This window comes from Anaerococcus sp. NML200574, assembly GCF_026131665.1.
Taxonomy (GTDB): Bacteria; Bacillota; Clostridia; order Tissierellales; family Peptoniphilaceae; genus Anaerococcus; species Anaerococcus kampingae.
This window is the reverse complement of the sequence record NZ_JAMXSM010000024.1, coordinates 1-13,999: the sequence shown is the minus strand read 5'-3', so window position 1 is coordinate 13,999 and position 13,999 is coordinate 1. Positions and strand designations below refer to the sequence as shown.

Below are 13,999 nucleotides of genomic sequence, written 5' to 3'. Positions count from 1 at the left end.
ACCTTGTCAATATAATCTTTATATATTTTTAACACTTGTCAAGATTTAGATAGCCGATTAATTAAACATATATAGGCATTTATTTTGTAGTTTGCAAATAATTAATGTTTAAAGTAAGATTTTTCTGTTTTTAGAAGCCTTTCATAGAGGTCTTCGTAGAATGGTTTTGATTTAAATATTTCTGCTACTAGGTAGGCTATAAAGGATACTAGGGCTAGGCCTAGGATGTTTGAGAAGGCTCCGCCTGTCATTTCCACAATTAGGATTATGGCTGCAATTGGAGTTCTTACTATGGCTGAGAAGTGGCCTGCCATGGCTATTAAACTTATGGCAAAGATTCTTTCTGCCGGGATTAGACCCATATCAAAGAGGGCTGTGGCGTAGATATTGCCAAGGATTGCCCCTATTGCTAGGAGTGGAACTAGGGAGCCTCCTGATAGGCCCATGCCAAAGGCAAGGCTTAAGAGGAGAATTTTTGCAAAATACATATATATAAGTGTGGCCAAAGATTCGCCCCCACCTGCTGGCAAATAGATTAATTCTTCTCCCGATGCAAAAAGTCTTGGGTCTACCAATAATACTAGGCCAGTTATGACAAAAGGGGCCAGATATTTTACAAGCTCTGGAAGGGGGATTTTTTTGTAAAATGATTTTGCCCCTATTACCAGCTTATTAAATAAGACTCCTGAAAGACCTGTGACTATTCCCAGGATAAGGACTATCCAAAGTCTTTCCTGACTTATATTATCAAAAACTGGTATGTCTTTTAAGCTTGTTAAGTCTCCAAAAATAAGGCCAGATGTGATTGTCGCTGCAATTGTAGTTGTAGCTGATGTAAGGAAGGTCTTTATGTCGTGTTTTCTAAAGACTTCTTCTAAACCAAAGATTATTGCTGCTACGGGAGCATTAAAGGCTACTGCAAAACCTGCTGCTGCCGCAGATCCTATAAAATATTTCCTCTCAAAAGTTTGGTCAAAGTCTGCCACAATATCTCCAGCAAGGCCACCAAGCTGAACTGATGGGCCTTCCCTGCCTACTGTTAGACCTGAACCAATAGTTAGAAAGGATGCTAGGAATTTATTAATGATGGTTTTTTTAGAATTAACTTCAAATTCCCCATCCATCATACCCATTATCACTGGTATTCCAGATCCCTTGGTATCTTTATCCTTTTTTAGGATATAAAAAGTAATAATTCCTATAAGAATTAAAAATAAAATAAATAAGAAGGAATTTGTTAAATTTCCAGAAGTCTTGCTTAGGAACTCTTCCATGAAACTTGCAACTAAGCCTATTGCTTTTTTGAAAATCCCAATCAAAAGACCTACAAAAATTCCTAAGATAACAAATAAATATAACTTTTTATATAATTTTTCCATAATTCACCTCGTATTTACTATACAGAAATTTTACTTATTAACAATTTTAAGTTTGGGTAGAAATGTAGTTAAGGAGGAATTTATGAAATATTTTGACTATAAGGGGAAGAAAGTCTCAAGACTTGGCTTTGGCTGCATGAGATTTAAGACCCTTGATGATGATAATGGTAAGATTGACAAAGAATACTCAAGTGAGATTATAAAAGAGGCTATAGATAAGGGACTTACATACATAGACACAGCCTACCCTTACCATAATCAGATGAGCGAGAAATTTATTGGAGAATTCATAGAAGAAAATGACCTTAGGGATAAGGTCACAATTGCAACCAAGATGCCAGTTTGGCTGGTAAATTCTTATGAAGATTATGAAAGGATTTTTAAGGAACAGCTGGCAAATCTTCGCACAGATTATTTTGATTTTTACCTAATCCATTCATTGGATAAGAAAAAATTTGACCAAGCTGTAGAAAATGGACTTTTTGACTTTATAAAAGTTATAAAGGAAAAAGGACTTGTAAAAAACATTGGCTTTTCCTTCCACGATGAATATCCAGTTTTTGAAGAAATTATCAAATCCTATCCATGGGATTTCTGCCAAATCCAATTAAATTATCTGGATATCAACCTTCAAGCAGGTATGAAGGGCTATACACTTGCCAAGGAAATGGGCATTCCCCTTGTGATAATGGAGCCTGTAAAGGGCGGAAGACTTGCAAATCCACCTCGTGAAGTAAAAGACCTCATGAGGGGTTCAGACCTTTCACCAGCCCAAATGGCCCTTAAGTTTGTCCTAGATCTAGATAATGTCATGACTGTTCTTTCTGGTATGAATGACATAGACCAAGTTAGGGAAAATCTTGCTATAGCAAGTCAAGTAGAGCCAGCAAGTCTAAGTGATGAGGATAGAGATTTTTACAGGAAGGCCAGAGCGATCTATAAGTCAAGAGAGCAAATCGCCTGCACAGCTTGCGAATATTGCTTGCCTTGCACAGTTGATATCAATATACCAAAGGTCTTTGCCCTCTGGAATAACGCCCACCTTTATGATGAAAAAGAAAAATCTCAAAAGGCTTACAAAGAATATCTAAAAGACGGAGTAAGCCCTGAAGAGTGCATAGAATGCGGCAAATGCGAAGGCATATGCCCACAAAGTCTTGAAATAATCGAAGACCTTAAGAAAGCTAATGAATATTTAAGATAAAAATAAAAGCTGATGGGAGGATTTTTTCCTCTTCCATCAGCTTTATTTTTATTCTGGGGCATTGAGTTTGATATTTTCTTCAAAGCCTGATGGGTCTCCATTTTTGGCTTTTTCTAAAATATCATTAAAATATTTTCTTGTTGCATCATCGCATTTGGCTTCTGACATATAAGTCATAGTCTTGGCTTTTTCTAACTCATCTAAAGCTTTTTGAGCTCTTGCTGGATCAGTCTTATAAGTATTTAGCCATTCCTTTTCCCAGGCTGCTTCCCAATACATGCTTGCCCTTGTAGAGCCAAATCCCTTTTGATATAGGTCATCATCCTTATAGTCAATCTCTTCTGGGATTTCATATCCTTCTGGCCAGTCTAAGTTTTCCTTAGTTTTTGTAAATTCTTCTTGAATTTCTTTCTGGCTAATCATTCCTGTAGAATAATCATCCGCATCTGCCTTTCCACAAGCTGCAAGACCAAGAGCAAGGCCGCCTACTAATAATATTGAAGATAGTTTTTTAATATTTGTTTTCATATTTTTCTCCTTTATTTTTTCTATATTATGATTATAGCAAAAATAAAAAATATGAGAATTACAAACTTTGTAAGGAAAAAGAGCGCTAGCTTTTGGCTAAACGCTCTTATTTTTATACTTCTTCGATTTCTTCTTCGGCTATGGCTCTTTCTACTGATTCCACGTTTGCTCTGATTTGTTCATCTTCTAGCTCTTTGGTTTCGTAGTCGATTTCTACATCATTGTAGTATTTTAGGCCTGTACCTGCTGGTATTAGCTTACCTATTATGATGTTTTCTTTTAGACCTCTTAGGTCGTCTACCTTGCCCTTAATTGAAGCATCTGTTAGGACTCTGGTTGTTTCTTGGAAGGATGCTGCTGATAGCCAGCTGTCTGTGGCAAGAGATGCCTTGGTTATCCCAAGAAGCTCTTGGTCATAGATTGCTGGTCTTTTGCCTGCTTCTTCCATTTCCTTGTTTACTAGATCTACTTCACGTCTATCTTGCAAGCTTTCTGGAAGGAATTCTGTATCTCCTGAGTCTACGATTTTTACTTTCTTTAGCATCTGACGAGCTATTACTTCGATGTGTCTGTCGTCGATTTCAACACCTTGTTGCCTATATACTTTTTGGACTTCCTTGGTGATGTAATCTTGAACGCCGACCTTGCCTAGTACATCTAGGACATCGTGTGGGTCTAGGGAACCTTCTGTTAGTTGGGCACCTATTTCTACATAATCTCCGTCTCTTACTAGGATTCTTGAACCAAATGGTATCTTGTATTCTCTAGCTTGGCCATCTTCACCAACTATTTCTACGTCAGTTTTCTTTTCGTTTTGGATTAGACGAACCTGGCCTGAGTTTGCTGCTATAAAGGCAAGTCCCTTTGGTTTACGAGCTTCAAAAAGCTCCTCAACCCTTGGAAGACCTTGGGTGATTCCAACGCCTGCTATACCACCAGAGTGGAAGGTACGCATGGTTAACTGGGTACCTGGTTCACCGATTGATTGGGCTGCTATAATTCCTACAGCTTCTCCGATATTTACGTGCTTGCCTGTGGCAAGGTTTCTACCGTAGCATTTAGCACATACACCTTGTTTTGACTTACATTCTAGGACTGAACGAAGTTTTACTTCTTTGATGCCAGCTCCTACGATTTTGTCAGCCAAGTCTTCATCTATTACTTCATCTTTGTGAACAATTATCTCGCCTGATTCATCTTTTATATCTTCAAAAGATGTACGACCTACAATTCTTGTTCTTAGATCTTCTATTAATTCGTTGCCATCTTTAAATTCATGAGCTACTACAAATCCATCTGAATGGCAATCATCTTCTGTAACTATGACATCTTGAGATATATCTACCATCCTACGGGTTAGGTAACCTGAGTCGGCTGTTCTTAGGGCTGTATCTGTTAGACCCTTACGAGAACCGTGGGTTGAAATAAAGTACTCTTGTACTGATAGACCTTCCCTAAAGTTAGCCTTGATTGGAATCTCGATGATTTTACCATCGGCCTGACTCATAAGTCCACGCATACCGCCTAGCTGTCTGATCTGATTGGTTGAACCACGGGCACCAGAATCGGCAAAGATTTTGATGTTGTTGTCATCTCTTAGGTCTGAAAGTAGGGCATCTGTAACCTTGTTGGTTGTATCTTGCCATATTTCAATTACCTTTTCATATCTTTCTTGGTCAGTTATAAGACCACGTCTGTAAAGCTTGTCGTACTTATCAACTGCCTTATCAGCCTCATCTATTAGTGGCCATTTTTCAGCTGGGATTTTTACATCGTCCATTGATACTGTTAGGCCTGATAAGGTTGAGTATTTGTAGCCTGTGTGCTTGATGTAGTCAAGGACTTCGGCTGTTTTGATGTTGCCATGTTTTCTAAAGCACCTATCGATTATATCTTTTAGTGTTCCAGAATCTGCAACTGTGTCTATTTCTAGTGAATATGGATCTTCTTTTCTATTTACATAGCCTAAATCTTGTGGAATACCTTCGTTGTAGATAAATCTACCTACTGATGAAGTTACAATCTTACCTGGATCCATTTCATCTTTTTTGATTCTTACGCCAATTTTACTTTGGTATTCTACAAGGCCATTTACTAGAGCCTTATACATTTCATTTGTAGATTCAAATACCATTCCCTCACCCTTAGCTCCTTCTTTGATGGTTGTTAGGTAATAAGCACCTAATACCATATCCTGAGATGGGGTTGTGATTGGCTTACCATCTTTAAGGCCTAGGATGTTGTTTGTTGACATCATTAGTAGCCTTGCTTCAATTTGGGCTTCGTTTGATAATGGAAGGTGGATAGCCATCTGGTCACCATCGAAGTCGGCGTTGAAGGCGTTACATGCTAATGGATGAAGCTTGATTGCCTTTCCTTCTACTAAAGTTGGTTCAAAAGCTTGGATACCAAGTCTATGGAGGGTCGGAGCACGGTTTAGAAGTACTGGATGGTCTTTTATTACCTCTTCTAGTACTTCATACACTCTTGGGTCCTTTTTCTCTACCATTTTCTTGGCTGTCTTTAGGTTGTGGGCTAGGTCTTTTTCTACTACCTTGTTCATGATAAATGGCTTGAATAACTCAAGGGCCATCTCTTGTGGAAGACCACATTGATTGAACTTAAGGTCTGGACCTACTACGATTACTGAACGTCCTGAATAGTCTACCCTCTTACCTAGAAGGTTTTGTCTAAATCTACCAGATTTACCCTTAAGAAGGTCTGATAGGGACTTCATGTTTCTATTTGAGGCTCCTGTTACAGCTCTTCCCCTACGACCGTTATCTATTAGGGCATCGACTGCTTCTTGGAGCATTCTCTTTTCGTTTCTGACGATTATTTCTGGAGCGCCTATATCAAGTAGTCTTTTTAGTCTGTTATTTCTGTTGATTACTCTTCTGTATAGGTCGTTTAAGTCAGATGTTGCAAATCTTCCACCTTCTAGTTGGACCATTGGTCTTAATTCTGGTGGCATTACTGGAAGGACATCTAAGATCATCCATTCTGGTTTGTTGCCACTTGTTAAGAAGGCATCTACTACTTCTAGTCTTCTTGATACTCTTACCTTTTTTTGGTTTGATGATTCATCAAGCTCTTTTAGAAGAAGTTCGTATTCTCTTTCAAGGTCGATGTTTTGAAGGAGTTCTTTTACTGCTTCTGCACCCATTGCCGCCTTAAATTCTGTATCGTCTGGATATTGTTCAAGTATGTCTTGGTATTCTGTTTCTGAGATTTCTTGTTTTTCTGCTAGGTCTGTTGAACCTGGGTTGATTACTACATAGGATGCAAAGTAGAGGATCTTCTCTAATACTCTTGGGCTCATATCAAGGAGAAGTCCCATTTTAGATGGGATCCCCTTGAAGAACCAAATGTGACTTACTGGAGCTGCTAGCTCTATGTGTCCCATTCTTTCACGTCTTACTTTTGATTTTGTGACTTCTACTCCACATTTTTCGCACACTACGCCCTTATATCTCATTCGTTTGTATTTACCACAAGAACATTCATAGTCCTTGGTTGGTCCAAATATTTTTTCGCAGAAAAGGCCATCTTTTTCAGGCTTTAGGGTCCTATAGTTTATTGTTTCTGGTTTTTTAACTTCACCATGAGACCAACTTCTTATTTTTTCTGGCGATGCGACTTTCATCCTCATGCCGATAAATTCTTTTAATTCGCTCAATTCAAACTTCCTAACTATGACTTAAGCCTCTTCACCCTCTACTTCTGCAGCCTTTACTTCTTCAGCTTTTGCAGAGGTATTGGATAAAAGTTTGCTTTGGTTTCTTATCTTTGATGCATCTATCTTTTCTACTTGAGAAAATCTATCTTGTTCGTCTATGTTTTCCTTAAGTTCTACGACTTCACCCTTATCATCTAAGAGCTCTACGTCTAGGGCAAGTGATTGTAATTCTTTTACAAGTACCTTAAATGATTCTGGTGTGCCTGGTTCTGGGATATTTTCACCCTTTACTATTGATTCGTAGGTCTTAACTCTTCCAGTTACATCATCTGATTTGACTGTCAAGATCTCTTGGAGGGTATGGCTTGCACCATATGCTTCTAGGGCCCAAACCTCCATCTCTCCAAATCTTTGGCCACCAAATTGTGCCTTACCACCTAGTGGTTGTTGGGTTACTAGGGAGTATGGTCCGATTGACCTGGCGTGGATTTTTTCTTCTACCATGTGGTGGAGTTTGAGCATGTACATGACTCCTACTGTTACAGGGTTTTCAAATTCTAAACCAGTTCTACCATCACGTAGTCTAATCTTACCTGTCTTATTTACATATGGGGCAATTTTCTTTGCTTCTTCTAGGACTTCTTCGATTTCTGTATCCATAGCACCATCAAATACTGGTGTTGCTATCTTCCAACCTAAAGTTCTTGCTGCAAGACCCATGTGCACTTCTAGTACCTGACCAAGGTTCATACGGCTTGGTATACCTAATGGGTTTAGGCAGATTTGAATTGGGGTTCCATCTGGTAAGAATGGCATATCTTCTCTTGGAAGAATTCTTGAAACGACACCCTTGTTACCGTGACGACCGCACATCTTATCTCCTACCATAATTTTTCTCTTGGTAGCTACATAGACTCTTATAACTTTATTTACACCTGGAGATAATTCATCTCCGTCTTTTTTGTTGTATTCTTTGACATCAACTACGATTCCCTTTTCACCGTGAGGTACTTTTAGGGATGTATCTCTAACTTCTCTTGCCTTTTCACCAAAGATTGCGCGAAGTAGTCTTTCTTCAGGAGATAGCTCGGTTTCTCCCTTTGGAGATACCTTACCTACAAGGATATCACCACTTGTTACTTCAGCTCCGATTCTTATAACACCATTTTCATCAAGGTCTTTTTTCATATCATCGCCGACATTTGGTATATCTTTTGTAATCTCTTCTGCACCTAGCTTAGTTTCTCTAGCTTCACATTCGTGTTCTTCGATGTGGACTGAGGTTAGGACATCGTTGATTACTAGCTCTTCGTTAAGGAGCATAGCATCCTCGAAGTTGTAACCTTCCCATGTTGTAAAGGCTATGAGGATATTTTTACCTAGGGCTAGCTCTCCTTGTTCTGTTGATGGACCATCTGCGATTACTTGGTCAGCTTTTACTTCTTCGCCAAGCTCTACAATTGGTCTTTGGTTGATAGTAGTTCCTTGGTTGGCTCTTTCAAATTTAAGTAGGTCATAGGTGATTACTTCACCATCTGAGTCTGACTTAATTTTGATCTTATCACCTGATACATAGACAACTTTTCCTGCTTCTTTGGATACTACACATACACCTGAGTCCTTTGCAGCCCTATGCTCAATTCCTGTAGCTACTATTGGAGCTTGAGACTTGATAAGTGGTACTGCCTGACGTTGCATGTTGGCACCCATGAGGGCACGGGTAGAGTCGTCGTTTTCAAGGAATGGTATTAGGGATGCTCCGACAGATACTATCTGTTGAGGTGATACGTCCATGTATTGGATGGCATCTCTTGGATAAATATCATTTTCACCCTTATAACCACGGCCTGATACTCTGTCATTGATAAATACATTGTTTTCATCTAATGGTTCGTTGGCTTGAGCAATGATGAAATTATCTTCTATATCTCCTGTTAGATATACAATATCATCTGTTACATGGCCACCAGCTTCTACCTTTCTATAAGGTGTTTCTATGAAGCCATATTTATTTACTCTAGCATAAGTTGTAAGAGATGTGATTAGACCGATGTTTGGTCCTTCTGGAGTTTCTATCGGACAGATTCTACCGTAGTGGGAATCGTGAACGTCTCTTACTTCAACTCCTGCCCTATCTCTTGATAGACCGCCTGGTCCTAGGGCTGATAGTCTTCTCTTGTGGGTTAACTCACTCATTGGGTTGGTTTGGTCCATGAACTGTGATAATTGGGATGAACCGAAGAATTCCTTTATAACAGCTGTCACAGGCTTGATATTGATTAAACCTTGTGGTGTTGCTATATCTGGGTCTTGGGTTGTCATTCTTTCACGAACTACTCTTTCCATACGAGCAAGACCAACCCTAAATTGGTTTTGTAATAATTCTCCAACACCTCTTACACGACGGTTACCAAGATGGTCTATGTCATCTGTTTCGCCGACACCTTCAAAGAGGTTGAATTGGTAGTTTACTATTGCAAGTATATCAGCTTTTGTAATGTTTTTAGGAGAAAGTTCTTTCTTTCTTCTTTGGATGAGTTTTACAAGCTCTTCATCATCACTAGCTTCATCGATTATTTCTCTCATTACTGGATAATAAACTTTTTCGCTTAGTTCATCATAATCGATATCTAGGCCTTCTAGCTCTTCAAATGAGTGAACATCAACAAAGTTATTTCCAACTATTCTTAGGGTCTGTTCCTTGCCATCTGAGTTGATTTTATTTATATCAACTGTAACTATTCCAGAATTTTCGATAGCTATGGCAGTTTCCCTATCAATTACTTCACCTTCTTTGACAAAGATTTCGCCTGTTTCGCTATTAACTACATCTCTTGCAGCTTTTTCGCCTTCGATTCTGTCAGCTAGGGCAAGTTTTAGGTTGTATTTATATCTACCAACTCTTGCAAGGTCGTATCTTCTATCATCAAAGAGGAGGTTATTAATTAGGGTTGTGGATGATTCTAGGGAAGCAGGATCACCTGGTTTTAGCTTTCTATAGATTTCTATCAAAGCTTCTTCGCTAGTTTCAGAATTTTCCTTCTCTAGGGTATTTCTTAAATGTTTGGTATCACCTAGAGCCTCAATAATTTCCTCATCTGTCTCAAATAAAAGGGCACGAACAAGGGTTGTAGCTGGTAATTTTCTTGTTCTATCTAATCTGACATTTACAGTATGGCTGGCGTCAGTATCAAATTCTATCCATGCACCACGGTTTGGTATAACTGTAGATGAATATTGCTTATCCCCGCTCTTGTCAGTCTCTTCTGCATAATATACACCTGGACTTCTTACAAGCTGGCTTACTATAACTCTTTCAGCACCATTTATAACAAATGTTGCAGAGTCAGTCATCATTGGGAAATCACCCATGAAAACTTCTTGTCTTTTGATTTCACCAGTTTCTTTATTAAATAAGATAGCCATAACCTTTAGGTCTCTGGCATAGGTTAGGTCTTTATACTTAGCTTCTTTTAGGGTATATTTTGGTTCTTTTTCAAACTCATAGCCTGTAAATTCAAGGCTGAGCTTGCCATTATAATCCTCAATTGGTGAGATGTCTTCTAGGATTTCTCCAAGACCTTCTTTAATAAACCAATCATATGAGTCTTTTTGAACTTTTAATAAATTTGGTAAATCTAAGACTTCAGGAAACTTTGAGAAGGACATTCTCTCGGTTTTCCCATATAACTTCTTGTGATATTGGGCCATTGTTACTCCTTACTGTTTGCAAACTTCAAATGACAAATTCTACTTGTCTATAAGATAAAAAAAATCTCCATAAATAGATTTCTAGCAATTGTATATTATACTTCAAAACAATCAACCTTCAAGTCTTTTATTGAGATTTCTCCTTATATTCTATATATTCTCTTGGAACTATTTTATAAAACTATCTAATTATGATATCAGATAATGTATATTTGTCAATTATCTAATAGGATTTTTTTATCTTTCTTCTATTATACATTTATAAAATATATAAACAATCAGAAATTTATGATATAATATAAGTAATGGAGGAGATATGAAAGACTTAATTAAATTTTTTTCAATAATAACAGGCCTTTTTAGGTCTATAATAAGCATCCTGTTGTTTTTTGCTATTGGTTTTATCGTATTTGTCGATAACAACCTCTACTTAGCTGCCTTTGACCTAATAGGGATTACAAATATAGCTAGGTCAATCCTTAAGCCTCTTAGCCTTATTCTTGTATTAATTGCCTTTATTATAAATACAATTGTCGCAAGAAATATCTTTAAAGCAGGTGAAAATGGAAAAAGCCACCCATCAAATATTTTCTTTGCCCTTATATTTTTGGCAATTGACGGATTCTTGCTTATGAGTTTTAGAGAGAAACTTCTATTTATACTCATAGGCCTAAATGGACTTTTATTATTAAATTCACTTATCGGATTAATAGGAAAAGTAAGGGGTATTTATCAAGTAGAAGGATCCAAACAAACTAAGACAGAATACATCGAAATAAACCAAAATAATACTGATAATTCTGAAAACTTGTTAAAATCAGATGATGTAAAACTTCTTAAAAACGAAGAAGTGAAGCTTGATGGCAAGACTAAAATTAAAACCAGTCAGCTTATTGATAAAAACACCGATAATGAAAGTGAAGATTCTGACAAAAAAGATGAAAATAAAATCACCCTAGATGAAGCAAGCAGCGATACTGACAAAACCTACGAAAAGTCATCAGAAGAAAAACCACTTACCCTAGCTGATTTGAAAAAAGAAGAAGAAGCAAGCCCTAATAATCATAAGGAAAGTAAGAATAAATCTGATGATCTTATAATCACAGAGACAAATCTTGATGACCTAAAGAAAAAATCCCATGAAGATTTAAAAACAAACAAAGTCATAGTAAGTGATAATGATGATATAACCTATGACCCAGATTTGGCGGAAGATTTTCAAAAGGCAGAAGATGAAAGAATCTATGACAAATCAACATTTGTAAGAGAGGAAACAAAGGAGTAATAGCCCGATTTTCGGGCCTTTGCTCTTTTAATTTACAAGAAAGGATAAAATATGGATAAGACCTACCACGAACTAATCAAAACCCTCTACCCTAACAAAAGCGCCATCAAAGATGAGCTAATTTTACTAACCAGCCAGCAATACCTACCTAAGGGCACTGAATATTTTTTCTCTGATATACACGGGGAAAGCGATGCCTTTTTGCATTTACTAAGGTCTGCCTCTGGTAACATTAGGGATAAGATTCAAAAGCTCTTCGGAGACACTTTAGAAAAACATGACCAAGATGACCTAGCCAAGCTTATCTATGACCCAGACCTAGTCCTAAAAGAACTAAGGACTGAAGAAAAGATTACTGCTGACTATCTCACCATAACCATTCACAGGCTAATAAATCTCCTAAAATTCGTCTCAACCAAATATCCAAAAGATTATGTAAAGAGCAAGTTTCCTCAAAAATATAATCTAATCTTAGACGAGCTCCTCTACACCAACGACTCCGAGTACAACAAGCGCGCCTACTATGAATCCTTAGTATCAAATATCGTCTCCTACCAAACAGCCTATGACTTTATAAAAGTCCTCTGCGCCCTAATCCAGAGAGTATCTGTAGATAAGCTCCACATTGTAGGCGATATCTATGACAGGGGTCCATCCCCACATATAATCATGGATGAACTTCTAACCTTCCCAAATGTGGACTTCCAATGGGGCAACCACGACATAGCCTGGATGGGAGCTTGCGCAGGAAATACCGCCCTAATTGCAGCTTGCGTTGCAGATGCCATCAAATATAACAACTTTGATATGCTAGAAGATGGCTATGGAATCAACCTCAGAGTCCTTTTTGAATTTGCAATGGAAACTTATGGCGATGACCCATGCCTATATTTTAAGCCAAGAATCTATGACGATAATATTTATGACAATATCACCCTAGAAGCTGCTTCTAGGATGCACAAGGCAATTTCGATAATTAGGTACAAACTTGACTATGCCCTAATAGAGAGAAATCCTGATATGAATATGGACAATAGAAATGTCATCAAATTCATCAACTTCGATAATTTTACCTACAAGGGTGCTGCTCTTAAGGATAAAAATTTCCCAACTATTGACCCAAAGAATCCATCCAAATTGACTAAAGAAGAAAAAAATGTAATCCACGTCCTAAAACAAGATTTTATCAAAAATGACAAGCTAAATGCCCACGTCAAATTCCTCTACCAAAATGGTGCAATGTACCAGGTGGAAAACGGCTCTTTACTCTTCCACGGCTGCATCCCACTTACAAAAGATGGAGAATTCCAAGAAGTAGAAATAAAAGGTGTGACCTACAAGGGCAAAAACCTCATGGATAAATTCGATAGACTTGCCAGGGATGCCTACTTTACCAATGACCTCTTTGCCAAGGATATGATGTGGTATTTAATAAGCGGCAGGTATTCTCCAATTTTTGGCAAGAGCCAATATTCATATTTTGAAAATGTCTTTGTAGATGACAAGGCCCTTAGGAAAGAGCACTACAACCCTTACTACGACCTTTACGAAAAAGAAGAAATCGTGGATATGATTCTGGATGAATTTGGAGTTACAGGGACTAGAAGAAGGATAATAAATGGCCACGTTCCAGTAATTACCGAAGCTGGAGAAAGTCCAATCAAGGCAGGCGGTAAACTTTATGTCATAGATGGCGGCATTTCAAAACCTTACCAGGCCAAAACGGGCATAGCTGGCTATACCCTAGTCTTTAACTCCCACCACGTGGCCCTTGCTGAGCATAAGACCTACGAATCAATTACCGACAAGGTTTCATCCTACACTCCTAATATAAAGGAAGTTGAGATCATGAATCCAAGAATGCTCAGAAAAGATACAGATGAAGGCAAGAAAAATGCCGAAAAAATTAAGCTCTTGCAAGAACTTTTAAAAATTTACGAGAATAAATAAGCACATAAAAATCAGCCCAAATATAAGGGCTGATTTTTAGTTGTGGGTATATGAAGTTTCATAATAGAAGAGGTCCGCCCTTGCGTAAGATAGGGTATATTCTATAAGATCATCTTCTAAATCGTAGGACAGCCTGCTTATTTTAAGGCAAGGGCTCTTATCCTCTAGGTTCATCGTTTTTGCCACTTGACTTGTCATAGACGATACCGAAAATCTTTCCTTTATATTATAAATCTTTGACTTATAATCTTCTTCGAAAATAT

General features: G+C 37.9%; 8 protein-coding genes. 3 read left to right on the top strand and 5 right to left on the bottom strand.

Going from position 1 to position 13,999, the window contains the following annotated elements; translation table 11 throughout:
* Positions 1-101 precede the first annotated feature (101 nt).
* Positions 102-1,379 carry a chloride channel protein gene (locus NH286_RS08450; protein WP_265238256.1) on the bottom strand — a complete coding sequence of 426 codons (1,278 nt, stop codon included), beginning with the start codon at positions 1,377-1,379 and terminating at the stop codon, positions 102-104.
* 82 nt (positions 1,380-1,461) lie between these two features.
* Between NH286_RS08450 and NH286_RS08445 the strand changes: the two genes are divergently transcribed.
* A complete protein-coding gene (locus NH286_RS08445) occupies positions 1,462-2,583 on the top strand; it encodes an aldo/keto reductase (RefSeq protein WP_265238254.1) in 1,122 nt (373 codons plus the stop codon).
* Positions 2,584-2,631: 48 nt separating this feature from the next.
* On the opposite strand, the gene NH286_RS08440 is transcribed toward NH286_RS08445, so the two are convergent.
* From NH286_RS08440 to NH286_RS08430, 3 genes are all read right to left on the bottom strand, one after another.
* Positions 2,632-3,111: a hypothetical protein gene (locus NH286_RS08440; RefSeq protein WP_265212558.1), complete on the bottom strand. Its 480-nt coding sequence runs from the start codon at positions 3,109-3,111 to the stop codon at positions 2,632-2,634.
* Between the two features lie 112 nt (positions 3,112-3,223).
* Positions 3,224-6,790 carry a DNA-directed RNA polymerase subunit beta' gene (gene rpoC / locus NH286_RS08435; protein WP_106459848.1) on the bottom strand — a complete coding sequence of 1,189 codons (3,567 nt, stop codon included), beginning with the start codon at positions 6,788-6,790 and terminating at the stop codon, positions 3,224-3,226.
* 21 nt (positions 6,791-6,811) lie between these two features.
* A complete protein-coding gene (locus NH286_RS08430; RefSeq protein ID WP_265238252.1) occupies positions 6,812-10,501 on the bottom strand; it encodes a DNA-directed RNA polymerase subunit beta in 3,690 nt (1,229 codons plus the stop codon).
* 316 nt (positions 10,502-10,817) lie between these two features.
* Between NH286_RS08430 and NH286_RS08425 the strand changes: the two genes are divergently transcribed.
* The gene (locus NH286_RS08425; RefSeq protein ID WP_106459846.1) at positions 10,818-11,786 is read left to right on the top strand and encodes a hypothetical protein; all 969 of its coding nucleotides are present in this window, start codon (positions 10,818-10,820) and stop codon (positions 11,784-11,786) included.
* Between the two features lie 51 nt (positions 11,787-11,837).
* Positions 11,838-13,736 carry a fructose-1,6-bisphosphatase gene (locus NH286_RS08420; RefSeq protein ID WP_106459845.1) on the top strand — a complete coding sequence of 633 codons (1,899 nt, stop codon included), beginning with the start codon at positions 11,838-11,840 and terminating at the stop codon, positions 13,734-13,736.
* Between the two features lie 36 nt (positions 13,737-13,772).
* Here the strand turns inward: NH286_RS08420 and NH286_RS08415 are convergent.
* Positions 13,773-13,999: UTRA domain-containing protein (locus NH286_RS08415; RefSeq protein WP_265238249.1), on the bottom strand; the 227-nt coding region annotated here is incomplete at its 5' end.